The following is a 23650-nucleotide window of genomic DNA, read 5'->3' on the forward strand; positions in this document are numbered from 1 at the left end:
CCGGCTTCACCATAGAAAAAATCTCAATGGCCGGCAGTGATTGCCGGCGAATGGCGCCAGGGAACCGGGCGGGTCACCTGCTCATACCTCGTCAAATCGGCTTCCTTCCTTGGAAGGGTCTCGCGACAGAACGCGCTCCTCTTCGTCATCGGGCAACGCTTCGTCGCTATTCTGGTAGGCGTTGTCGTCATCTTCTTCAGCAATCGTGTCGTCTGTGCCCGCGGAATCGTTCGTGCCGTCCTCGACCGCTACGCTATCCGGAAGAATCCTGGCGCCTTCAACGTCATTCCAATCCTGCTGCTCGATTGTTGGAGCTTCAGTCTGGCCGTCCCGGGCGGTTCGTTTATTGCGCGGTTCCATCTCATTTCTCCACGATTTGATTGGCGCCTTACCCAGAGCAAAACCGTCCAAGCGATAGGATGTTCCGACGAACTGCGCCCGGCGACACAGTCGTCGATGGAACCGGCAGCGCTTAGCCCGACTTTAGAATGGCAACGGGAAGTTTTCATGCCACGCAAGCTCGATCTCAGAGGCGGAACGCCTGTCTGGTCCGCGTATCGTTCGCCGTCGGTGCCCACGCACCGGCTTACCCGGGACATCAAGACCGACGTGCTGATCGTTGGGATGGGCATCAGCGGCGCGATGATGGCCGAGGCGCTGACAAGGGATGGACTTTCCCTCGTGTGTATCGACAGGCGCGGACCGCTGAAAGGCTCGACTGCAGCCACAACGGCACTGGTTCAATTCGAAATCGATCAGCCGCTCACGAAGCTATCGCGGATGATCGGCGTCGCAGCCGCGCAGCAGGCATGGCGACGCTCGCGTCTGGCGCTTTTCAATCTGAGCGGACGGATTTCCGAACTCGGTATTCGTTGCCGGGAGGCAAGCGTTCCTTCGCTCTACCTGGCTGGCACGGTGCTCGATGCTTCCGGGTTGCGCAAGGAAGCAGAGGCCCGCCGGCAAGCAGGGATCGGCGCGTCATATCTCACGGGCGGGCCGCTGAGAGCCGGATTCGGGATCGCCCGCCCCGCCGCTCTTCTCAGTCATGATAATTTGACGCTCGACCCGCGAAAGCTGACCGCCGGATTGTTGCTCAACGGTCTGCAGCGCAAAGCGCGTTACTATGCCCGGACGGAAGCGACGGCGATCGAGGACAATAGACGGGGCGTGACGGTCGCGACGCGGCAAGGTCCCACAATAAGCGCTCGGCATCTCGTTTTGACGACCGGATATGAACTCCTGGATGTCGTCCCCTGCGCAGGGCACAGCGTCATGTCGACATGGGCGATCGCGACGTCGCGTCAACCCCGGAAAATTTGGCCACACGCTGCCATGATTTGGGAGGCATCCGATCCGTATCTCTATATTCGGGCTACGTCGGATGGTCGGGTGGTTTGCGGCGGCGAGGATGAAGACTTCACTCACGAGCAAAGGCGAAATGCCCTGACATCGAAAAAGGCAATCATCCTGGCGAAGAAGCTGGGGCGGATCTTTCCGCACTTGGACACAAAAGTGGAGTTCGCTTGGAGCGGGTCCTTCGGATCGACCGGTACCGGGTTGCCCATCATCGGTACTTTGCCCGGGCATCCACGCATCCATGCGGTCATGGGCTATGGCGGCAATGGCATCGTGTTTTCGCAAATCGCCTCGGAACTGGTCTCGGCCTTCATTGCCGGTGCGGACGACACCGATGCGGATCTCTTCGCTTTCAGGGCATGATTGCGAGGAATTGGTCGGGCTTATGCTTTTGGACTATTCGATCTGCTCGAAAGTGCATTGGCGCGGTGCTTTGTCCGGCCGCCAACGCAAGAGTTTCGTTCCGTGCCGAAAGCGCTCGCCGGTGACGTGATCGAAGCGAACCTCGACAACAAGCTCCGGTTTCACCGGTTCCCACTGCCCGCTGCGCTCGGTGCTCCAGCGGCTCGGTCCGCCCGGCGCCTTGCCGGTGAAGCCGGGCCCGCCGCGCAGGTGCTCGAGCTTGTCCGTCAGCATCGAACGATCGTCGTTGGCTATGGTTGAGGTAAAGCCGACATGGTCGAGCAGACCATTGCCATTATAGAGGCCGAGCAGTAGGGACCCGACCCGTCGTTTGCCGTTCAGATAACGAAACCCGCCCACCACACAGTCGGCCGTGCGCAGACGTTTTACCTTCACCATCGCGCGTTCGCCCGGCCTGTAGGGATCGTCGAGCAGCTTGGCCACGACGCCATCGGTTGGGCCGTTTCCCGCGCCCCTCAGCCACTTCTTCGCTACCGCAAGGCTGGTGGTGGCCGGCGAAAGCCGCAAGCCCTTGCTCCGTGACCTGGCAACCAGATTTTCAGCTGCCGCGCGCCGATCGTGCAACGGCAGCTCGATCACCGGCCTTCCGCCAGGGGCCACGAGCATGTCGAAGAGAACCAACCGCGCGGGGTTTCCCGACTGAGCCTGCGGATGCGGCTCTCTGCCGGATGAAGCCGCATCTGTAGCGCGTCGAACGAGGAACGCCCCTCGATCTCGATCAGAATTTCACCGTCGACGACGAATTCCGTTGCCATGAGCGCGCTCAGGGCCGCCGTCAATTCGGGAAAATAGCGGCCAAGCGGTTTGCCGGATTTCGCCCTGAGGTCGACGTCCTTGTGGCCTTTGAAGGCAAGGCAGCGGAAGCCATCCCATTTCGGTTCGTACTGCCAAGGACCATCGTCGCGCGGCAATGCCTCCGCGGTGCGCGCTTCCATCGGCTGCGTGCTCAAGGGCAAGGGAAACTCAGCGCCGGATGCCGCTACCATCGTTCTTCCGTATCGCGATGAGGCAGATCTATGCCGCAGCAAATCCAGCTGAGCCGCTGCGACGATCCGTAATTGTATTGCGGCTCAAGCTCGGCTGGATTGTCGAAGGTTCCAACATGCAGTGCGATCTCGTCGATGGCGGCATCGTAAGCTAGGGTAAGCGGAGAGCCGCATGCTTGGCAGAAGCCGCGCTTGGCAAGAGGCGACGACCGCCGAAAATAGGGTTGCTCGCTCAGCCAGGAAACCTCGGCAGAAGGCAGCCATGCAAGCACAGCAAACGCGCTGCCGGTCGTACGCCGACACATATCGCAATGGCAGTAATGCACGCGTGGATCGCTAGTCACCCGGTATCGAATTTTGCCGCAAAGGCATCCGCCTGTGCGTTCGATAGAAGCGGCGCCGGTGGAATTGTCTGCAGTAACCATTCGGCTTGAACGCTTGACCCAGGATGTGGTTGCCGGCGGGAACCGCGTAACCAAGCGCGGCGTTTGTCCAACATTCAGGAGATCGAACATTGAATCTCAAGCACCGCTGCGGCGCGTCGAAACAAGGCTTGGCATTCTAATGTCGGCTCCAGGCTTGAGCTATGGGCCGCTCGGCAATCGCTGCGCGCATCTTTGCGTCGACATGCAAAAGCTGTTCGCCGCACCCTCCGAATGGGCGACGCCCTGGATCACCCGGGTGCTTCCGAGAATTGTGAGCCTGGTCGAAAGAAAGGCAGAGCAAACAATCTTTACTCGCTTCATGCCGGCTACAAGGGCAGGGCAGGGCGCCGGCACCTGGAAGCGCTATTACGAGCGCTGGGCCTCGATGACGATCGAGGCCGTCGGTCCGGAGATGGTGGATTTGCTGCCGGCGCTGCGGGCTTTTTGTCCCCCGGCGCAAGTGATCGACAAGCATGTTTATTCGCCTTGGCCGGAGGGCAGGCTGCAGGCCGAGCTTGGCAGCCGCGGGATCGACACGTTGGTGATCACCGGAGGTGAAACCGATGTCTGCGTGCTCGCCACCGTTCTGGGGGCAATCGACATCGGCTACCGCGTCGTATTGGTGACGGATGCGCTTTGCAGCTCTTCCGACGCCACCCATGACGCGCTGATGACCGTCTATCATCAGCGCTTTGCCCAACAGGTTGAGACGGTGGAGATGGAGTTCGTTCTCTCGGCCTGGAATTGACCGAGGCGCTATGATGCCTCGAGGTCGATCAGCGCAATGCCGAGCTCGGAACGCCTCCTGCGGCGAAGGTGGCCAGGCGATTCCAGCATGGTGACTTCCAGCGTCGGCTGCACGAAGCCTTCCAGCAGATGTCCGCCTCGCGTCGACCCGTCGCTGAGGCCGAGCACGGCATGCACGTGAAGACTGGGTTTGCCACTGTCGTCGAGGGCAACATCGCCGATAGCGCTCAGCACCTCGCACTGCTCTTGGACAGGAATCTTGCGGTAGGATTTCGATTGGAAATCGAACCAGCCGACCACCGCCTTCTCGAATGCCCCGATTGCGGTCAGGGAGGCGGCAGTTATGCTCAGCTCGACCGCAAAGGCCGTCAGCGATGCGAAAGCTTCCTCGCCCGGATCAAGCACGATCACAAATGTCCTTTGTTCGGATGTCTTGCCAACCAGTTTCGATTTCATGATCAACACCACTTCGACCGTCTGGGACGAAGAACTCGAAATCGGGTTGCATGTTCCGTGCCTTGGGGGCGAGGCCGTGGAACACGTCCTGGTGAAGCCCGGCCGTTTCGTGGATAAATTCGGAACAAATGCTGCGGCTATGTGGTTAGCGGCAATGACCGGTCGCCGGGTTTTAGCTGATCATACCTGGCGGCGAACTCGCACAGATATCATCTCCTTTGGCAGGGGAGACCCATGTTTCACATTGGCATGTGGATGCTGCCCGTAGCCGGCATTCCGCTAATCCTCATTCTGATCTGGATGTATTTCCTCGCCAGGCGCCGAAGCCGGCGGCTAGCGCAGAAGCGGCGCGGGCTGCAAACGGCGAAGCGGCGTGGCAACGACCTGACCGGCTGAAACTGTCGAGGGCCTGATAGCTTGCCGATGTCTGTCATCTCGGCGGACAAAACGCCGTGCTATTTTCGTACGATCCACTCCAGTAGATCGGACTCGATGTCATCGCAATCGGTATAGTTGCGGATCAAAAGCTCGGCCTCGGCCCGCCATTTGTGCTCTGGAATGTTCTTTTCGATGACCATTTTTATGAAGGCGCTGCGCAGGATATCGCAGTCAAAAGCCGATAAAGCACCGGGTTGGGGCATGATGCCAACCTCCCATCAAGGCGCCAGCTTAGCTCTGCTCTCAAGCACCAGCGCGCCATAGCTCAAAGATCGGCGCGCCATAGCTCAGGCCGGTGACGCTCGAAATTATATGACCGCAGGAATGGATCATCCAATATCAAAAGTTTGTACGGTTTTTACCAAGATGGAGGTCGACGAAATCGCCGGGGATTGGCAGAGACGTGAATTGCCGGCCGTCATTCCCCAGCACCTTGTAGCCTGCCGCCAGGCCATCAAGCAGCATGGTGCTGTAGACAGCCCGTAATCCTAACGAAACGAGATCTTGGCCGATTTCAAATTCCGTTCCGAAGGAAAATCGCCTCAGCCAGTAAGATAAAGGCATTCCAGCATGGCTGTCTCGCGGCAGAAAGGCGCGGCGAAGCCCGTCGGAAGAGCGGTGTCAGCCTTTCGGCAACGCATAGGCGATCACGTCGTCGCCAACCTTTGTCTCCATGAAATGGTGGCCGCCGGGCGCGATGACGACATACTGCCTGCCGTCGATCTCGTAGGTCATAGGCGTGGTCTGCCCGCCAGCCGGAAGGTCGGTCTGCCAAACCACCTTGCCGGTCTTGATATCGATGGCGCGCAGTTTGTTGTCCGTCGCCGCGGCGATGAAGATCAGCCCGCCCGCCGTCACCAGCGGCCCGCCATTGTTCGGCGTGCCGATATCGAGCGGCAGCATGGAAGGAATGCCCCACGGCCCGTTTTTGACTGCGCTGCCGAGCGGCTTGTCCCACAACGTCTTGCCGGTTTGAAGATCTATCGCGCGGATATGACCATAGGGTGGTTCGGAGCACAGCAGTCCTGTTGACAGCCGCCAGCCGGCATTGACCGATATGGCATAGGGAGAACCCATCTGCGGATCGCCCATGTCCTTGGCCTTCTGCGAACCACCGCCCTGTTCGATCGACTTGAAGCCGATCTGGTCAGCTTTTTCGCGCGGGATCAACTGGTTGTAATTCGGCATGTCGTTGTAGTTGGCAATCAGGATGCCGTCGTCGGTATCGACGGCGACGCTGCCCCAGTCGGAGCCGCCATTGTAGCCGGGATATTCGATGAAAGGCTTGTCGACGGTCGGCGGGGTGAATTCACCTTGGTAGGACGCTTGCCGGAACTGGATGCGGCAATAGAGCTGGTCAAGCGGGCTCATGCCCCACATGTTCTTCTCGGTCAGCACCGGTTGATCCAGGTGTGCATAGCCGGAATAGGGCTGCGTCTTGGACAGCTTGTCGGGTTCGACACCACCGGACGGCACCGGCCGCTCGTCGACCGGGAAGAGCGACTTTCCAGTTTTGCGGTCGAGCACATAGATTTGTCCCTGCTTGCTGGGCACGATGATCGCGGGGATTTTCCCCTTGCCTGCCGGGAAATCGACGAGCGTCGGTTGCGATCCAAGGTCGTAGTCCCAAAGGTCGTGATGGACGGTCTGGAAATGCCAGATCGGCTTGCCGGTCGTCACGTCGATGGCGACGATGGATGAGTTGAACTCATTCTCGAAGTCCTTGCGATCAACACCGTAATAGTCGACGGCAGCATTGCCGAGCGGCAGGTAGACATAGCCGAGTTGCGGATCGGCAGCGGCAACGGTCCACATGTTCGGCGTGCCGCGCGTATAGGTGTCGCCTGCAGGCGGTGCGCCGGTGCGGTCGGGATGACCCATATCCCAGGCCCACACCAGCTTACCCGAGGTCGCATCATAGCCGCGCACGACACCCGAAGGCGCATCCTCGGCCTGTCCGTCCTTCACCTGAGCGCCAAGCACGACGATGCCACGCACGATGGTCGGGGGCGCCGTTACGGAATACCACCCCGGTACCGTTTTCCCGAGCCCTTGCGTGAGATCGACGATACCTTGTTGGCCGAAATCGGCGCAGAGCTTGCCGGTCTTGGCATCGATTGCGATCAGCCGCGCGTCGAGCGTGCCCCAGACGATTCGCGTGGCGCAAGGCTGATCGGTATTGGTATCCGGTTTGGCGTAGTAGGCGACGCCGCGACAGGAGGCCCCGTAGGGTATCGCATCATCCGACACTTTCGGGTCGTAACGCCACTCCTCCTTGCCGGTAGCGGCATTGGCCGAGATGACCATGCCCTTCGCCGAGCAGGCATAGAGATGGCCTCCCACCTCCAGCGGCGTGTTTTCCGGCGAATACTTGTCCTTGGCCGCCTTGTCGGGCATGTCGCCGGTGTGGAAATCCCAGACCTTGGCCAATTGCGAGACATTATCGGCGTTGATCTGTTTGACCGGTGAATAGCGGGTTGCCAGTTCGGAACCGCCATAGACTGGCCAATCAGGGCCGGCAGTGTGGACCGCCATGTCAGGCCGGCCGGTGGTACCGGTCATTGGCGTCGCTGTGGTGGCAGGAGCGATAGCGGGTGCTTCCTGCGACTGGGCAGTCATGGTGAAATGGTAGCCGAATGCACAGGCGAGAAACACAATTGCCGATGCGATCCCGTACGCGCCAAGCCGGTTCATGCGTCCAGGGCTGAAGGCGGGCCAGGTCAGCAAGACGAAAACCAGGATCACGGTGGGCGCCAGCACACGAGGCATCAAGCCCCAGCCATCCATGCCGACTTCCCAATAGGCCCAGGCGAGCGTAGCGATCCAGGTTAGTACGTAGAGCCAGACGCCAGCAACATTGCCGCGCAACAGCAGGCCGCCTGAGACCAGCAGCGCTATGCCGGTCGGCAGATAGTACCACGAGCCGCCCAGTGCGATCAGCCAGGCCCCGCCCGCGCCGATCAGCAGGCCAAGTATCACCAGCAGCAATCCAACGAACATGGTCCACCAGAAGGCGGCGCCAGAGGGGCGGTTGTAAGTGACGGGCGAGCTCGCGGCACGGTGCGTCATGGCAAGATTTCCAGCTGTCTATCAGTCGTGATTATTTCGAACGCCAGCGTTTGCCGATGGTTGCGAACTCGCACGGTTTTCCAGCCAGCGGCGGGGTCACCATTTTGTGAGCAAATCGACCTGGCGGAACCTTTGCCGCCTCGGGGCCGTTACGCGCTCGATCCAGAAGCTGGCTTCTTTAATCGGCGAGGGGATGCCGCAGGTTTTTTCCAGCAATGCCAACGGGATTGCCCGCTTCGCCCTGTGGGGAGTTTGCGTTTTCGCCATGGTGCTGGCTATCGGAGGAACAGCGTTTTTGCGCTCCGGCTTCATCACCGGGGTCGGGCGACCGATCGCGCAGGCAGTTCCTTTCAGTCACAAGCACCATGTCGGCGAGATCGGACTGGACTGCCGTTATTGCCATAACGATGTCGAGACATCGGCTTCGGCTGGTCTGCCCGCGACCGAAGTGTGCATGACCTGCCATTCGCAGCTCTTCACCAACGCCGCCATGCTGGCGCCGGTGAGGGCAAGTCTGGCTTCAGGACAGCCCCTGCACTGGCAGCGCGTCAATTCGGTGCCGGACTTCGTTTACTTCAACCATTCGATCCATATCGCCAAAGGCGTCGCCTGCGAGACCTGTCATGGCGAAGTCGACGATATGCCGCTGATGCAAAGGGCTCATTCGCTGTCGATGGAATGGTGCCTCGGCTGCCACCGCGATCCCGGTCCCAATCTGCGCCCGCCGCAGGATGTCTTCCTCATGCGTTGGAAGCCGCCGAAGGACATTGAAGAAGTCAGGCGGTCGTTGATCAGCATCCTCGACATTCATCCCGAGACCATGACGGATTGCTATGTCTGCCATCGCTGACAGCAAGCCGGTCTCGGCCTCCGATCTTGCGGCACTTCGGCTTGCTGCTGCGAGGCGTGAGCCATGGCGAAGCCTGGACGAGCTGGCCGACACAGCCGAATTCCAACGCTTCGTCGAAGCAGAGTTTCCAGCGATCGCGGAGCGCATGCCGGTCACTGTCGACCGACGCATGATGTTGAAGTTGATGAGCGCGTCGCTATCGCTTGCCGGCCTTACCGCTTGCAGCGAGGCAGGAAATATCGTGCCCTATGTGCGCCAGCCGGAAAACGTCATTCCCGGCAAGCCGCTCTACTATGCGACAGCGCTTTCCAGTGATGGCTACGGTATCGGCGCTGTTGTCGAATGCCATGAAGGCCGGCCAACCAAAGTCGAGGGTAATCCGGATCACCCGGCATCGCGTGGCGCAACCGATGCCATCATGCAGGCGGCGCTCCTGTCGCTGTTCGATCCCGAACGATCACGCACGCCGCTCAAACAAGGCGACCCGGCCAGCTATGGCGACTTCCTGAAGGACGTCGCGGCGCTTGCCAGCGGATGGACAGCCTCCGGCGGACAAGGCTTGGCGCTATTGGTCGAAGCGACAACATCGCCGACGACCAAAGCCCAGATCGAGGCGTTGAAGCTTCGCTATCCGAGATTGCGGGTCTTCCGCCACGATGCGCTGGCGACTGTCTGCGGCGAGCAGGCCACCATGAAGCTGTTTGGCAGAGCGCTCACGCCGATCTACCATTTCGACCGCGCCGACGTGATCGTCAGCCTGGATGCCGACTACCTCGGCGACGGTCCAGGCCGTCTCGCCTATGCCCGAGATTTCGCCAGCCGGCGTCGCGTGCGTTCACCTGCCGACTCGATGAGCCGTCTCTATGCCGTCGAGTCGACGCCGACTATCACGGGCGCTGCTGCCGATCATCGCCGCGCCGTTAGAGCCAGTGCGGTCGAAGGCATTGCGGCTATGATCAAGACAGGTCTGGATGGCGATTTGGCCTCGGGCGGATCGCCGCCGTTGGAGCCGGCATGGACAAAAGCGCTTGTCGACGATCTCCGCAGTGCCGGCCGCAACGCGCTGGTGGTGCCCGGCGCGCACCAGTCACCGTTTGTCCATGCTGCAGCCTTTGGGATCAATGCGAGGCTCGGCGCCATCGGCAACACGCTGGAATTCATCGAGCCTCCTGATGTCATGCCGAACGATGGCGACCTTGCCATCCTTTGCCAGGAAGTAGCTGGCGGCTCTGTCGACACGGTCTTCGTTTTGGGACCCAATCCCCTGCACACGGCGCCATCGGACATCGAAGTCCGCAAGGTCTTTTCCGAGCTCAAGCTTCTCGTTCACTCAGGGCTTTACCGCGACGAAACGGCATTCCTGGCGCATTGGCACATTCCGGCCACGCATGAGCTGGAAGGTTGGAGCGACATCCGTGCTCACGACGGCACAGCCTCGATCGTGCAGCCGCTCATACGGCCCTTGTTTGGTGGCAAGAGCCTGCATCAGCTGCTCGCCGCGCTCGGCGGCGACTATGACGGTGATGCACAGGCATTGGTGCGTGCAACATGGAAGGCCTTGGACGAGCAGGCCTGGCGCAAGGCGCTGCGCGACGGCGTCGTGCCGAATAGTGCGGCGGCGCCTGTCGCCGTCACAACGCCGCCGGCCCTCGGCGCCCCTCCGCCAAGAGCCTCTGTCGTTGATCGGCTGGAAGTTCGCTTCGTCGCCGATCCCTGGCTGCGCGACGGGCGCAATGCCAATTCGTCTTGGCTCCAAGAGCTGCCGCGGCCGCTGAGCAAGCTCGTTTGGGGCAATGCTGCGCTGATCTCGCCCGGCACCGCGGAGCGCCTCGGACTTGAAAACGGGCAGATCGTCAACCTGGCGCGCAACGGCAAGGACCTCGACGCGCCGGTCTGGATCACGCCTGGCCAACCAGGCGACACGGTGACGCTGTCGCTCGGCTTCGGACGCAAGACCGGATCGGTTGCCGCGCTGGCCCGCGGTTACGATGCCTTTGCCCTGCGGACTGCCGATGCGCCCTGGTTCGCGGATGGTTTCGTCTTGACCGCGCGCGAAAGCTCGGCGCGTGTCGTGACAACCCAACACCATCAGGCGATGGAGGGCAGGGCGATCGTTCGTCACACGACGCTCGACGCATTCAGGCATGATCCGCATTTCGTCCGCGAGGGTGTGCCGCCGGAGCCGACCGAGTCCCTGTATCCCGACTGGACTTACGATCAGGAAGCCTGGGGCATGGCGATCGACCAGTCGGCCTGCATCGGCTGCATGGCCTGCGTGTCGGCATGCCAGGCCGAGAACAACGTCCCGACCGTCGGTCCGGAGGAAGCAGCCCGCGGCCATGAAATGCATTGGCTGCGCATTGACCGCTACTATGCCGGCGCGATCGATGATCCCGCGATCTTCTTTCAGCCGGTGCCGTGCATGCATTGCGAGAAGGCGCCCTGCGAAGTGGTCTGTCCGGTCAACGCGACCACTCATACGCATGACGGGCTGAACGCGCAGGTCTACAACCGCTGCATCGGTACCCGCTATTGTTCCCAGAACTGCCCCTACAAGGTGCGGCGCTTCAATTTCTTCGGCTATCAGGAGTTCGACAAGGACAAAGCGGGGCCGCAACAGGCCGCGCACAATCCCGACGTCACCGTTCGTTCGCGCGGCGTCATGGAAAAATGCACCTATTGCGTCCAGCGCATTTCCGAAAAACGCATCCGCGCGCAGATCGAAAACCGTGACATCGCCGACGGAGAGGTGGTGACCGCCTGCCAGCAGGCCTGTCCCACCCAGGCCATCATCTTTGGCGATCTCAACAAAAAGGGCTCAGGAGTCGTGCGGGAAAAAGCCGCGCCACACAATTATGCGCTGCTTGACGAGCTGAACACGCGGCCGCGCACCACCTATCTCGGCAAGATCACCAATCCCAATGGCCGCATTGCGGCTAAGCCCGGCACGGAGACCGGCCATGGCTGAGGCCGCTGCCGCCAGAGCCAGAAGGGCGCCACGGCCGCAGCCGGTGCTGCGCGGCCATCACGATTTTCCGGAGATCAGCGGCCGCATCAGTGCCGTCGTTCTCGACGGAAAGTTGCCGCGGCTGTTCTGGGCCGCCTTCTTTGTCTGTTTCGTCTTCGTGCTGTTGTTCCTCTATTCCATCACCTACCTGGTTTCAGTCGGCGTCGGCGCCTACGGCATCGACATTCCCGTCGCCTGGGGCACGATGATCTCAAGCTTCGTGTGGTGGATCGGCATCGGCCACGCCGGCACGTTGATTTCAGCCGTCCTGCTCCTCTTGCGCCAACCCTGGCGCGCGTCGATCAACCGCTTTGCCGAGGCAATGACACTGTTTGCCGTGGCGATGGCCGGGCTCTACCCGATCCTGCACCTTGGCCGACCTTGGTTCTTCTATTGGCTGTTGCCCCTGCCCAACACCCATATGCACTGGCCGCAATGGCGCAGCCCGCTGGTCTGGGATTTCGCCGCGATCGTCACCTACGCCACCGTCTCGCTGCTGTTCTGGTATATGGGTCTGCTGCCGGATCTCGGCCTGTTGCGCGACCGGGCAAAGTCGCGCGCCGGGCAAGTTTTCTATGGCATCCTCGCGCTCGGCTGGCGCGGTTCGGCGTTTCATTGGGCGCGCTACCAGACTGTCTATTTCCTGATGGCAGCACTCGCGACACCGCTCGTCGTCTCAGTGCATTCGATCGTAGCGCTCGATTTCACGTTTGCCATCACGCCAGGCTACCATTCGACGATCTTTCCGCCCTACTTCGTCGCCGGCGCGCTGCTGTCCGGCTTCGCCATGGTGCTGACGATCGCCATCCCCTTGCGCTGGGCCTTCGCGGTCGAGGACCTGATCACCCTGCGCCACATGGAAAACGCCGCCAAGCTGATGATCGCCGCCGGCATGATCGTCATTTACGGCTATGCCTCGGAGGCGTTCTTCGCCTGGTATTCGGGGCAGCCCTATGAGCGCGCCATGATGGCTGAGCGCGCGGTCGGCCCGTACGCGCCATTGTTCTGGACCATGCTCTTCTGCAATTGCGCCGTGCTGCAGCTTCTCTGGTTCCGTCGCGTGCGGCTCAACATGCCGCTCATGTTTTCGATCGCGCTGGTCATCAACATTGGCATGTGGCTGGAGCGCTATGTCATCGTGGTGACGGGTCCGAGCCGCGACTACCTGCCGTCTTCCTGGGGCGAGCAATCGCTGACCTGGCTCGATTTCGGCATCCTGTTCGGTTCGATCGGCACCTTCTTCGCGCTTGTCTTCCTGTTCATCCGCATCCTGCCGGCGATCACCATATTCGAGGTCGAGGAATTGGCCGAGGAGAGGGGGCGCGGCATGAGCCTCTACGGCGTTATCGCGGCCTTCGCCGATCCTGAAGCACTGACGGACGCAGCACGGGCGATGCGTGAAAAAGGCTATCGCCGCATGGATGCGTTCTCGCCATTCGAGGTGTGCGGCCTTGCCGATATCCTCGGCATGCGAAAGACACGGCTGCCATGGACAGTGCTGGCAGGCGCCGTCGCCAGTGCCGCGTTCGTCTATGCGCTGATCCTTTATTCGGTCGAGGTGGATTTCCCGATCAATGTCGGCGGGCGGCCGCTGCACTCATGGCCGCCTTTCACGGTGATCGCCTTCGAAGCTGCCATCCTCGGCGCGGCGTTGGCCGGGTTCTTTGGTATGCTATGGGCAAACGGTCTGCCGCGATATTACCACCCGGTCTTCAACGCCAAGAGTTTCACCTACGCGCGCGGCGGCAAGTTCTATCTGCTGGTCGAAGCGGCCGACCCGAACTACCGCAAGGGCGTCACGAGAGGGCAGTTGACCAGGCTTGGCGCCGAAACGGTCGAGGAGGTGGAGGCATGAGAGCGCCCACGCTCCTGTTGCTGCTCCTCCCGCTGATCGCTGGCTGCAAGCAGGACATGGCCGACCAGCCGCGCTACAATCCTGAAGCAAGCAGCACACAGTTCGCCGACGGCATGTCGGCCAGGACGCCGGTCGACGGCACGGTGACGCGCGATGCTGACCTGACGCCCACGCCCGATAAATTTCCCTACCCAATCACCATGGTGCTGCTGCAGCGTGGCCAGCAACGCTTCGACATCTTCTGTTCGCCTTGCCATGGCCGCACCGGGGACGGCCACGGCATGGTGGTCCAGCGCGGCTTCCCGGCGCCGCCGAGCTACCATCAGGATGCTTTGCGCAATGCACCGGACCGACACTTTTATGATGTCATCAGCAATGGCTACGGCGCTATGTACCCCTATGGCGCACGCGTGCCGCCCGAGGACCGTTGGGCGATGGTCGCCTACATCAGGGCACTGCAATATTCGCGCTACGCGCCCGTAAACGCTTTGCCGGATGACCTGCGCACGAAGCTCGATGCGGAGGCCTCGCAATGAAGCGCCCCGCATGGCCCAATGGATATTTTGCACCGCTGACCGCGCTGGCCGCCGTGGGGCTTGTGCTGTGCGGCGTCGGTCTCTTCCTCGATGCTCGCGCCACACTAGCCGGCTGGCTGGCCGCAGCCTTGTTCCTGCTCGGCCTGCCGATCGGCGCAATGACGATCCTTATGGTTCATGGACTGACCGGCGGTCGCTGGGCCGAGGCGCTGCGTGCGCCCCTGCGCGCCATCGTTGCGACTTTGCCGCTGTCGCTGCTGTTGCTACTGCCTGTGCTTGCGCGACTCGACCTGATCTTTCCGTGGGTGGGAAACGATCCTGCTATGCTGCCGGAAACGGTGCGGCAAAAGCTCGCCTATCTCAACGTGCCGTTCTTCTTCATTCGCTTCATCGCCTGCGCCTCGATCTGGCTGGTGCTTGGCTGGTTGATCCTCGGTTGGACGGAGTCCGACAGAAACAAATCCGCACGCGCGAGCAGCGGTCCCTACGCTGTTGGGCTCATCGTTCATGGCCTTGCCGTGACCGTGTTTGCCGTCGACTGGATGCTATCGATCGAGCCCGACTTCATCTCCAGCATCTATGCCATGATGGAAGCTGCGGCGGAGGTCGTAGGCGCTTTTGGATTGGCTCTGACGGTGCTCGCCGCAGGTCGTGCGATCGAGGTGATGCCAGGCGGCGAAGACGATACAGCGCTGGGCGAAGACGTCGCCAACATGCTGTTCGGTTTCATGCTGATCTGGGCCTACCTGTCCTTCATGCAGTGGCTCGTCATCTGGGCCGGCGATCTGCCGGAAGAAATCCACTGGTACGTCCTGCGCAGCCAGGACGGCTGGCAATACCTGCTCTTGCTGCTGATCGCGCTGCAATTCGTCGTGCCTTTCGCCGGCTTCCTCGACCGGTCGGTCAAGCGCAGCCATCGCGGCCTCCTAGGGCTCGGAGCATTTGTCCTGGCCGGACACTTTCTCGATGTCCTCTGGCGCATTCGCCCGAGCCTGTCGGCCGGCGGTGCGCCGATATCCTGGACCGATATGACGGCGATCGCCGGTACAGGCAGCGCTTGGTGCGCCTGGTTCTTCTGGGTGTTGTCCAAACCGGACCGGATTTCATTTTGGCGTGGGAGGCAGGTCCGTGGCTAAAGCCTTGCATCCGGAAACGCGTGATGTGCGGCCACGGGCGCTGCTGCTGTTTGGTGCCGGCCTGCTTGTCTTTCTGGCGGTGGCGGCAATCGTCCTGAAGCTGCTTTTCAACACGACGCCATACTGGCCGCTGACGGATGCCGGAACGACAGGCTCTGAAGCAGATCCTACGTTGCAGCGGTCCCCGGCGACCGACCTCGTCGCATTCCGCACGCAGGAAGATCAGGAACTCCGTAAGCTCGCCTGGATCGATCGCAATGCCGGCATCGCGCGCATTCCGATCGGTGATGCGATGAAACTGATCGCCGCGCAGGGACTGCCGGAATGGGCTCGGCAAGTCACGTCGGTGGGGCAAGATTGCGCGCTGCTTGAGCAACAGACCCCGCGCGCGCGCCAGGCCAGCAAATGCAGTCCGGCTCCCGGACAGGCTCTCCCCCATGACGCCATGCATCCGCAGGACCATGTCAAGCCGGGGGTCCGGCCATGACACGATGGTCCCTGGTCTTGGCCGTGTTTCTCGCTCCGAGCCTGGCCGGCGCGGTAGAGCGCCCAACCTTCGATCCGCACATCGGCGCGCAGCTCGATCTCGACAGGGCGTTTCGTGATGCCTCGGGCACGGTGGCTAGTCTGTCGGAAATTCTCGACGGACGTCCGGCTCTTGTCATCTTCGGTTACGACAAATGCCCCAACCTGTGCGGCGTCACCCAGCAGGCGGTTGCCTCGGATCTCAACAAGACGGGCCTCGACCCCCGGACCTACCGGGCGCTTTTCGTTTCGATAGATCCCTCCGAGACCGCTCAGGATGCGATCGCCGCAAAAGCCGAAATTGCGCCATCCGCCGGACATCAGGGATTGGCTGCGTGGCGCTTCCTGACCAGTGCCGACGATGCCGGCGCGGCACTCGCCGCAGAGGCCGGCATCACCTTCGATCGGCGCGATCGCATAAACCAATATATCCATCCGATCGCCATCATCGCACTGACACCGCAGGGGCGGATCGCGCAGGTGCTGCCAGCGCTGACATTCGAGCCTCGCGATCTCAAGCTCGCTCTGGTCGAAGCATCGGCCGGTCGCTTGGGCTCGATCGCCGACCATGTGTTCCTGCTTTGCGCCGGCTTTGACAATTCGAATGGACAGTACACCTCTACGGTAGAGGCGACGGTGAAGATGGCAGGTTTGACGACGCTGCTCGCGCTCGGCGCCGGCCTCTTCCTGCTGATGCGGCGGAGGCGGGTTTGAGCTTCGGTGTTCCCTTCACACCACCCGAGGCGTCGTCGATCGCCGGCAGCGTCGACACGCTGTTCTACACGTTGCTCGCCTTCACCTTTGCCTTGGGCGTTTTTTTGGCCGGCCTCGTCGTCTTCTACGCGATCAAATACCGGGCCGGCTCCAAGGCCGAGCGAACCGGCGAACGCACCCGCAGCCTGCCCTTGGAGGCGGCCTGGACAGCTGTCAGCCTGCTGATCGCGTTCGTCATATTCGGTTGGGGCGCGGTGATGTTCCTGCGCCGCGAACACCCGCCCATCGACGCACTCGAGATCGCGGGCCTTGGCAAGCAGTGGATGTGGGAGTTTCGCCATCCCGGCGGCCAGCGCGAGATCAACGAATTGCATGTGCCAGTCGGCAAGGCTGTGATCGTGTCGCTGGCATCGCAGGACGTCATCCACTCCTTCTTCGTGCCGGCCTTCCGGGTCAAGCAGGATGCTGTGCCTGGGCGCACGACGCATGTCTGGTTCATCGCCGACGAGCCCGGACGCTACCATCTGTTCTGTGCGCAATACTGCGGCACACAGCATTCGGAAATGGGCGGATGGGTGACGGTGATGCCGCCGGAGGCCTATGCCGCGTGGCTTGGCAGCCAAGGGCAGGGCAACACGCTTGCCGCCGACGGCGAAAAGCTGTTTCGCGCGCTTGGCTGCTCAGGCTGCCACGGCAACTCAAGCAAGGTGAGGGCGCCGGATCTGGACGGCATATTCGGACGGCCGGTGGCGTTGGATAATCAGCAGACGGTCTTGGCCGACGACCGCTATCTCCGCGATTCCATCCTCAATCCGAAAAAGGAAATTGCCGCTGGCTACGATCCGGTGATGCCGAGTTTCGACGGTGTCATCGACGAGGGGGAGATGCAGATGCTTCTTGCCTATCTCAAGTCTCTTTCGCCCCGGGCAACGACCAACAGCGAGGCAGTCCAATGAGCATAGAGGCATTGAGGTCCTCGAGCTATCTGGGCGAGGGCGCCGGTCCCGCTGCATGGCTGCTGACCACAGACCACAAGCGCGTCGCCTGGCTCTATCTCGTTTCACTCACCGCCTTCTTCTTCCTTGGCGGAGCGTTTGCCGTTCTCATACGCATAGAGCTTGCAACACCTGCCGGCGATCTCGTGTCCGATGACACCTACAACCGGCTGTTCTCCCTGCACGGCATCATCATGGTGTGGTTCTTCCTGGTGCCGTCGATCCCCGCCACGCTCGGCAATTTCCTGTTGCCGCTGATGATTGGCGCGCGCGACCTCGCATTTCCACGCCTCAATCTGGCAAGCTGGTATGTCTTCATGCTGGGCAGCCTGTTTGCCCTGGCGTCCGTGCTTTTCGGTGGCGTCGATACCGGCTGGACCTTCTACACGCCGCTCTCCACGCTTTATGCCAATGGCTTCGTGTCGATGGCGGCGCTTGGAGTCTTTATCGTCGGCTTCTCGACAATCATGACCGGCATCAATTTCATCGTCACCATTCACACGCTGCGGGCGCCGGGCCTGACTTGGTTCCGGCTGCCGATCTTCGTCTGGACGATGTATGCCACCGCACTAGTCATGGTACTTGCGACGCCGGTGCTCGCTGCTTCGCTGATCCTGATCGTGCTGGAGCGCGTGTTCGGCATCGGCATCTTCAATCCCGCGCTTGGTGGCGATCCGCTGCTCTTCCAGCACCTGTTCTGGTTCTACTCGCATCCGGCCGTCTACATCATGATTCTTCCCGGCATGGGAGTGGTCTCGGAGGTGCTGCCTTGTTTCAGCCGACGGCCGCTGTTCGGCTATAAGGCCGTCGCGCTGTCATCGATGGCCATCGCCGTCTTCGGCTTCCTCGTCTGGGGCCATCACATGTTCGTCTCCGGCCAGTCGGCCTACGCCGGCGTGCTGTTCTCGTTCCTGTCCTTCTGCGTCGCGATCCCCTCGGCGATCAAGGTCTTCAACTGGAGCCTGACGCTGCGCAAAGGTGAGATCACGTTCGAAACGCCGATGCTCTACGCGCTATTCTTCCTCGCGTTGTTCACTTTCGGCGGGCTGGCCGGCCTGTTCCTCGCGGCTCTCGCCATCGACGTCCATGTCCACGACACCTACTTCGTCGTCGCCCATTTCCACTACATAATGGTCGGCGGCATGGTGACGGCCTACATGGCCGGGCTGCATTTCTGGTGGCCGAAGCTGACCGGCCGCATGTATTCCGAAACGTGGGGTCGCATTGCCGCCACGGTTACCTTTCTCGGTTTCAACCTCACCTTCTTTCCGCAGTTTGTGCTCGGCTTCCTGGGCATGCCCAGGCGCTATCATACCTATCCGCCGGAATTTCAGTTTTGGCACATCCTGTCGTCGGCCGGCGCCGTCGTGCTGGCCGTGGGATATCTGATGCCGCTCTTCTATCTTGGCTGGTCGATGTTTCGCGGCCCGCGCGCGCCGGCCAATCCTTGGGGGCGACCGGTCTGGAATGGCAGACCGCTTCGCCTCCACCGCCGCACAATTTTGAGACGATGCCGGTCGTGACGACCCCTGCCTACGCCTACGACATGAAGGGGCTTGAGCATGAGCGCTTCAGCCCGCATTTGGAGGCTAGCGGATGAGCAGGACCGAAGGCATCGCATTTGACAGTCCGCAGCGCGAACGGCGCGCCGACACCTTTGCCATGTGGGCGTTCATCGGCTCCGAGGCGATGTTGTTCGGCGCGATCTTCCTCGTCTTCCTCATCGCCCATATCGATTACGGTGCGGCTTTCGCCGCGGCGTCCAAACATCTTTCGCTGCCGCTCGGAACGCTGAACACCGTTGTCCTGATCACCAGCAGTTTCACCATGGCGCTGGCGCACATGTTTTCGCTTGATCGACGATGGCGCGCGACATTGTGGGCGCTGCTGGCAACGTCGGGACTGGGCCTGTGCTTCCTCGTCGTGAAAGCGATCGAGTATCGCGACGAGATCGGCGAAGGACTTGCGCCAGTGCTTGGCTTGCCGTTCCGCTATGCCGGGCCGGATCCGGCGCGCGCCGAATTCTTCTTCAGTCTCTATTTCGCGATGACGTCGCTGCACGCGCTGCATCTCATTGGCGGGCTCGCCGTCATTGCAGGCATGCTGTCGCTCTGGGCACGTGCTACGGAAGCCAGCCGGCTTCGTCGCGTCCGCGCCATCGGCCTCTACTGGCACTTCGTCGATATCGTCTGGGTGTTCATGTTCCCCGTTCTGTATCTGATCAACCGATGAGCGATCTGCGCAAACTCACCTTCGGCTATCTCGGGCTGCTCGCACTGCTGGCGCTGACGGTAGGATCGTCCTTGGTCGATCTCGGCGGATTCAACGTCGCGCTCAACCTGGCGATCGCCGCCGCGAAGGCGATCCTAATCGCCACGCTATTCATGCACTTGACCGGCACCTTGCCGCGGCTCGCCGTTGCGGCTTCCGGACTTTGGCTCGTCATCCTGTTCGGGCTGACGCTGATCGGCCGATAGGCAGCCGAGAGGCGATTACCGATGCGATGCCGAATGTGAAGACCAGCTATAGGCAGGCATTCTTCAAACGCGATCCGTCCGCTGTCGACCTCACCGCGGTCATTCTGGAACCTGACTTCCGAACGTTAACAAAGGAGGTATTTGGCTAGCTAAGGCTGATCGGCCGCGTGCGCCATCTGCGCGGCGAGGAGGATTTGCGTCATGCCTCGCTGCAGGATTTGCGGCGAGGAAGGCTGACGGCTTCTGGAACCCGTGAGGCCGCCATGTGTTGATCCGCATCTCTGGAGGAGGATGGAATATGGTGGCTCCGCGCGCGGTCTGGAAAGGCTTCTTGACAGTCGGCTTTGTCACCTGTGGGGTCAAGCTCGTCGGCGCAACGAGCGAGTCGTCAAAAATCCATTTCAAGATCCTCAACCGGAAGGACGGCCTGCCCGTCAAAACGGCTTATCTCGACGAGGAAACCGGTGACGCGGTGGCCTCGGAAGACCAGACGAAAGGCTTTGAGGTTGAGAAGGGCGAATTCATCGAGATCGAGCGCGACGAGATCAAGAAGCTCAAACTTACGTCGCAGCACACGCTGGAGGTCGGCGAGTTCGTCGCCATAGACGACATCGAGACTCGCTATCTGGAGAAACCTTATTACGTGATCCCCGCCGATGGAGCCGCGGCAGGCATTCTCCGTGTTGCGGGAAGCCATGAAAAAGAAGCGCGTAGCCGCCAGATCCTGTGTAGTGCGCTATCAGCGCGGGCGCGAGGTTGTCATCCAGCCTTTCGGCAAGCGCATGCTGCTCACCGAATTGCGGACCCACAACGAGATGACGTCCGAGAAGGGCGTCTTCGACGATCTCAGGGGTCCCAAATACGATCCCGAATTGCTGGAATCGCCAGCCTGCTGATCGACAAGAAGGTCACGAAGTTCGACCCGTCGAAGTTCGTCGACACCTACGAGGATGCGCTGATCGCCATGATCGATGCAAAGCGGAAGGGTAAGAAACCCCCGAAGCCGGCGTCTCGTCCAACGAGAACGTGGTTGATCTTGCTTCCGTGTTGAAAAAGAGCCTGGCGCAGGAAGGCATCAAGAGAGACGCCAAGGCTGGCAAACCCGAACGCAAGACGGCGTGATCATCTTCCATCATCGGGGATGTGCTTAAATGGCGTCGCCAAGAAGGACCAGGAGCGCGTTACCTATGCTTGGATGTATGGCCAGCATGCGCGCAAGGACGGCAAGGAACGTTCCGTGCCGGACTATTGGGCCAAACACGCCGACGCATGTCTTCAGGGCTTCGACGGCTTGCCTCTTGGCGATGAGCAGAAGCTGGTGGGCAACCAGCTGAAAGGCGAGCTTGACGAGCGCGCTGTCAGGCCTCCTCGGGCCGAACATTAGACGCAGCATAACATTTGTGAGAGCGTACCGCGGGTGGAGGGAGTAGTGTATCGGAGCTTAGCCTTGGCAGGCGAAGCCGAACCCCTTTGCCCTCGGCTCCGGCCGGGGGCTTTAGCATTCGCTTGACTAGATCGGTCCGGTTCACCAGTTTCATTTCGCCCTGGATTGGTAAGCTAGAGCTATGAGTTCATATGTCCGACAACGGCTCGCGGAAATTGGTGCTGATCCAGCACTCCGTCGAGCACTTGATAAGGATCCTTCCCGCGACAAACGGAGTTTGGCAGCTGAGTTACTCTCTGGCCTAGGTTTTAGCATACGGTTATTGATTGTCGTCCATTTGTTGGACAACGAAAGGACTGTGGCAGATCTACTTTCTCAGATTGGATGCAGCCCGAGCACTTTGTCGCAACATATAAGCAAGTTACTTGAACTCGACATCGTCGAAAGCCGAGTCGATCGCGGTAGGCGGTACTATTCCTGCAAATCGCGAGAAGCCAAACGGGTCGTCCGTTTTGTCGATCGCCTCGCCGCAACTGAAATGATCCCAAGTGGAACAGACGATCATTCGCCGGCTTGTGTTTGATGAGCGCCCGCGGCATCGACTTCGTTGACAAATAGATGGCTGTGCTCCTTCCGAACGCGAAGGCATCGGGGCCCGCGAAATCAACGAGGAGTTCGACAGCGTCTTCGCAATTATCTTCGAGGCGACGCATCACCGCGAAGGCAGCCTGTCGACTGATTTGGAGACTACAAACAGCGTTGCGGTGAGCCTCAGGATCGAAACTTCATGTGGGGCGCCGCCGTTTGGTGACGTCACGCATCCATAGCCCGTGCACCGCTCTCGTCCTATCGGAACGTTCTGCACACCCTGGAAATCGCAACGCCTATGCTGGCGGTTGTAGCTTGGGATACACTTTTTGCGTTCCGTCATAATAGGCACGGAACACGTGTGCAAAATTGAGTTCGACCGGGGCACGCTGCAATGTCACTTTCATCTGATTTTTTAGGCGACGTCATGATTTTCAATTGTCCGGGCTGCGGGCGAGAAACGCGAAGAAGGGGGTCTTGGGTTAAGAGCGCAAAGACCTTCAAATGTGGTGGGTGTTCGGCACATGTTCGGATGACATACAGCCTCAAATCTTCGATTTTCGAGAAACATATCAGCATTCGAGGCGGATCGAACTCCGGTAACAATTAGGGCTACATCCGCCAGGATTTCAGTAGGCATTAATTCAGCTATTTCTGGTACGAAGGTGGCGGCTCCGACCGGGGTTGGGGTTGTTGCCTGAAGGTCGAAGCCGCCTGCGCGGCCATTGGACAAGGGTCGCGCCGTGCCAGACTGAGACAGCATGGTGTACAATCAGTTAACGCTAATATTCTGAGAGCACATAACGCCCGCCGCCTTCGGCCTCGGAATATCGCCGAATATGCATCTTCTCTAAATATTTCTAGCGATGTTGCCAAAGCGCTACAGCGCATACGAGCAATCGCCAATAGACTGCATCTCAGCGTTGGGGTCCTGATGTTGCTCTGGCGGGTGGCAGAGTTCAGGAAGAGACGCGACCCGCTGGCTTCGGTCGGCGGGTTTTTCTTTACCAGGGCGGCCGGCGCCCTTGCTTTCCGTTGGAGTGGAATTGCCTGAGGAGCACCGGCCAAGCGGGCTGTTAGGTCCGCCCATATGTCAGATAACTAAAGTAATGGTCTGCGGAACGGCGCGATCGCGGATCTGTCGGAGGAAAAACGCAGCAATTGTGACTCCTGCGATAATGGCCACTTTTCTTTGCAGAGCGTTTCCATCGACGACACCGCGAGAGCGTCCTGCCCCCCGCTATCCGATGACGACTTTCCGTCAGCCGGTGACGAAATATTGAGGTCACGATCGGCATGCTCGGCGACGGCGGCTGCGAACCTAGCTGCCCATCCATCGTCAGGCGATCGCCGCAATAGCGGTGCCGATGGCCCTCCGCATTGCCACGGGAAGCGTAAGCGCCAAAAAGCAGACGATAGCAACGATCGGCACCGCGACGACCGCAAGGGCCACATCTAGAGACAGCGCGGATGCAATCCGGAACGTCTAAGCGACTGTGCTCATTGAGATGGCTCCGTTTCTCTCCGAAGCAATGATCCATCTTTGTTTCCGGCGCATTTCCGTTGGCATACATTCGTAAGATGCCGTGGTGGCGGGCGCATTGGGCAGGGCTGTCATTTTCGCCGATTGAGCCAAAGAGAGGGACGATGCACGGCCGTCTTTTCGGGGCATAGCGGACATGG

The 23650-nt window shown here is 60.7% G+C and carries 21 protein-coding genes and 2 pseudogenes; 17 read left to right on the forward strand and 6 right to left on the reverse strand.

The genetic code is table 11. The features are described from left to right. Positions 1 to 81: 81 nt before the first annotated feature. The gene (locus ACVDG8_RS29570) at positions 82 to 360 is read right to left on the reverse strand and encodes a hypothetical protein (RefSeq protein WP_447251600.1); all 279 of its coding nucleotides are present in this window, start codon (positions 358 to 360) and stop codon (positions 82 to 84) included. A gap of 147 nt (positions 361 to 507) precedes the next feature. Between ACVDG8_RS29570 and ACVDG8_RS29575 the strand changes: the two genes are divergently transcribed. After that, a complete protein-coding gene (locus ACVDG8_RS29575) occupies positions 508 to 1719 on the forward strand; it encodes an NAD(P)/FAD-dependent oxidoreductase (protein WP_447251601.1) in 1212 nt (403 codons plus the stop codon). Between the two features lie 33 nt (positions 1720 to 1752). Here the strand turns inward: ACVDG8_RS29575 and ACVDG8_RS29580 are convergent. Both ACVDG8_RS29580 and ACVDG8_RS29585 read right to left on the reverse strand, forming a co-directional pair. Then, a pseudogene (locus tag ACVDG8_RS29580) lies at positions 1753 to 2765 on the reverse strand (ATP-dependent DNA ligase). After that, a complete protein-coding gene (locus ACVDG8_RS29585; RefSeq protein WP_447251603.1) occupies positions 2759 to 3280 on the reverse strand; it encodes a GFA family protein in 522 nt (173 codons plus the stop codon). The pseudogene ACVDG8_RS29580 and the gene ACVDG8_RS29585 overlap by 7 nt, the downstream one beginning before the upstream one ends. 49 nt (positions 3281 to 3329) lie before the next feature. Here ACVDG8_RS29585 and ACVDG8_RS29590 point away from each other — a divergent pair, with 49 nt between their 5' ends. Beyond that, the gene (locus ACVDG8_RS29590) at positions 3330 to 3938 is read left to right on the forward strand and encodes a cysteine hydrolase family protein (protein ID WP_447251604.1); all 609 of its coding nucleotides are present in this window, start codon (positions 3330 to 3332) and stop codon (positions 3936 to 3938) included. Positions 3939 to 3946: 8 nt separating this feature from the next. Here the strand turns inward: ACVDG8_RS29590 and ACVDG8_RS29595 are convergent, their stop codons facing one another. Next, positions 3947 to 4393 carry a PPC domain-containing DNA-binding protein gene (locus tag ACVDG8_RS29595; protein WP_447251605.1) on the reverse strand — a complete coding sequence of 149 codons (447 nt, stop codon included), beginning with the start codon at positions 4391 to 4393 and terminating at the stop codon, positions 3947 to 3949. A gap of 234 nt (positions 4394 to 4627) precedes the next feature. Here ACVDG8_RS29595 and ACVDG8_RS29600 point away from each other — a divergent pair, with 234 nt between their 5' ends. Continuing rightward, positions 4628 to 4789, forward strand: coding sequence for a hypothetical protein (locus tag ACVDG8_RS29600; RefSeq protein WP_447251606.1), 162 nt, complete (start codon positions 4628 to 4630; stop codon positions 4787 to 4789). Between the two features lie 59 nt (positions 4790 to 4848). On the opposite strand, the gene ACVDG8_RS29605 is transcribed toward ACVDG8_RS29600, so the two are convergent. Both ACVDG8_RS29605 and ACVDG8_RS29610 read right to left on the reverse strand, forming a co-directional pair. Beyond that, positions 4849 to 5034 carry a hypothetical protein gene (locus tag ACVDG8_RS29605; RefSeq protein WP_447251607.1) on the reverse strand — a complete coding sequence of 62 codons (186 nt, stop codon included), beginning with the start codon at positions 5032 to 5034 and terminating at the stop codon, positions 4849 to 4851. Between the two features lie 418 nt (positions 5035 to 5452). Continuing rightward, on the reverse strand, positions 5453 to 7900 hold the full coding sequence (locus ACVDG8_RS29610) for a membrane-bound PQQ-dependent dehydrogenase, glucose/quinate/shikimate family (RefSeq protein ID WP_447251608.1): 2448 nt from the start codon (positions 7898 to 7900) through the stop codon (positions 5453 to 5455). 193 nt (positions 7901 to 8093) lie between these two features. Between ACVDG8_RS29610 and ACVDG8_RS29615 the strand changes: the two genes are divergently transcribed. The 14 genes and pseudogenes from ACVDG8_RS29615 to ACVDG8_RS29680 all read left to right on the forward strand — a co-directional run bounded on the left by ACVDG8_RS29615 (position 8094) and on the right by ACVDG8_RS29680 (position 21962). Further along, a complete protein-coding gene (locus tag ACVDG8_RS29615; RefSeq protein ID WP_447251609.1) occupies positions 8094 to 8750 on the forward strand; it encodes a cytochrome c3 family protein in 657 nt (218 codons plus the stop codon). Next, positions 8734 to 11718 (forward strand): TAT-variant-translocated molybdopterin oxidoreductase, encoded by a 2985-nt coding sequence (locus tag ACVDG8_RS29620; RefSeq protein WP_447251610.1) that lies wholly within the window; start codon positions 8734 to 8736, stop codon positions 11716 to 11718. The genes ACVDG8_RS29615 and ACVDG8_RS29620 overlap by 17 nt, the downstream gene beginning before the upstream one ends. Continuing rightward, positions 11711 to 13612 (forward strand): quinol:electron acceptor oxidoreductase subunit ActD, encoded by a 1902-nt coding sequence (locus ACVDG8_RS29625; RefSeq protein ID WP_455707337.1) that lies wholly within the window; start codon positions 11711 to 11713, stop codon positions 13610 to 13612. The genes ACVDG8_RS29620 and ACVDG8_RS29625 overlap by 8 nt, the downstream gene beginning before the upstream one ends. Next, complete coding sequence (locus ACVDG8_RS29630; RefSeq protein ID WP_447251613.1) at positions 13609 to 14148, forward strand: c-type cytochrome; 540 nt, start codon at positions 13609 to 13611, stop codon at positions 14146 to 14148. Before ACVDG8_RS29625 ends, ACVDG8_RS29630 begins: the two co-directional genes overlap by 4 nt. Further along, the gene (locus ACVDG8_RS29635) at positions 14145 to 15284 is read left to right on the forward strand and encodes a hypothetical protein (protein WP_447251614.1); all 1140 of its coding nucleotides are present in this window, start codon (positions 14145 to 14147) and stop codon (positions 15282 to 15284) included. The genes ACVDG8_RS29630 and ACVDG8_RS29635 overlap by 4 nt, the downstream gene beginning before the upstream one ends. Before the next feature lie 4 nt (positions 15285 to 15288). Beyond that, positions 15289 to 15771: a hypothetical protein gene (locus ACVDG8_RS29640; protein ID WP_447251615.1), complete on the forward strand. Its 483-nt coding sequence runs from the start codon at positions 15289 to 15291 to the stop codon at positions 15769 to 15771. Next, complete coding sequence (locus ACVDG8_RS29645) at positions 15768 to 16523, forward strand: SCO family protein (RefSeq protein ID WP_447251616.1); 756 nt, start codon at positions 15768 to 15770, stop codon at positions 16521 to 16523. Before ACVDG8_RS29640 ends, ACVDG8_RS29645 begins: the two co-directional genes overlap by 4 nt. Beyond that, the gene (gene coxB, locus ACVDG8_RS29650; protein ID WP_447251617.1) at positions 16520 to 17479 is read left to right on the forward strand and encodes a cytochrome c oxidase subunit II; all 960 of its coding nucleotides are present in this window, start codon (positions 16520 to 16522) and stop codon (positions 17477 to 17479) included. Before ACVDG8_RS29645 ends, coxB begins: the two co-directional genes overlap by 4 nt. Then, positions 17476 to 19118 (forward strand): annotated as a pseudogene (gene ctaD, locus ACVDG8_RS29655) (cytochrome c oxidase subunit I). Before coxB ends, ctaD begins: the two are co-directional and overlap by 4 nt. Then, positions 19115 to 19750: a cytochrome c oxidase subunit 3 gene (locus ACVDG8_RS29660; protein WP_455707338.1), complete on the forward strand. Its 636-nt coding sequence runs from the start codon at positions 19115 to 19117 to the stop codon at positions 19748 to 19750. The pseudogene ctaD and the gene ACVDG8_RS29660 overlap by 4 nt, the downstream one beginning before the upstream one ends. Then, entirely contained in the window at positions 19747 to 19995 is a 249-nt protein-coding gene (locus tag ACVDG8_RS29665; RefSeq protein ID WP_447251620.1) for a cytochrome C oxidase subunit IV family protein, read from the forward strand. The genes ACVDG8_RS29660 and ACVDG8_RS29665 overlap by 4 nt, the downstream gene beginning before the upstream one ends. A gap of 298 nt (positions 19996 to 20293) precedes the next feature. Further along, the gene (locus ACVDG8_RS29670) at positions 20294 to 21046 is read left to right on the forward strand and encodes a Ku protein (RefSeq protein ID WP_447251621.1); all 753 of its coding nucleotides are present in this window, start codon (positions 20294 to 20296) and stop codon (positions 21044 to 21046) included. A gap of 90 nt (positions 21047 to 21136) precedes the next feature. Next, a complete protein-coding gene (locus ACVDG8_RS29675; protein ID WP_447251622.1) occupies positions 21137 to 21379 on the forward strand; it encodes a hypothetical protein in 243 nt (80 codons plus the stop codon). 181 nt (positions 21380 to 21560) lie between these two features. Then, positions 21561 to 21962, forward strand: a complete 402-nt coding sequence (locus ACVDG8_RS29680; RefSeq protein ID WP_447251623.1) for an ArsR/SmtB family transcription factor — start codon at positions 21561 to 21563, stop codon at positions 21960 to 21962. Positions 21963 to 23650 lie beyond the last annotated feature (1688 nt).

Source organism: Mesorhizobium sp. ORM8.1 (assembly GCF_053005525.2).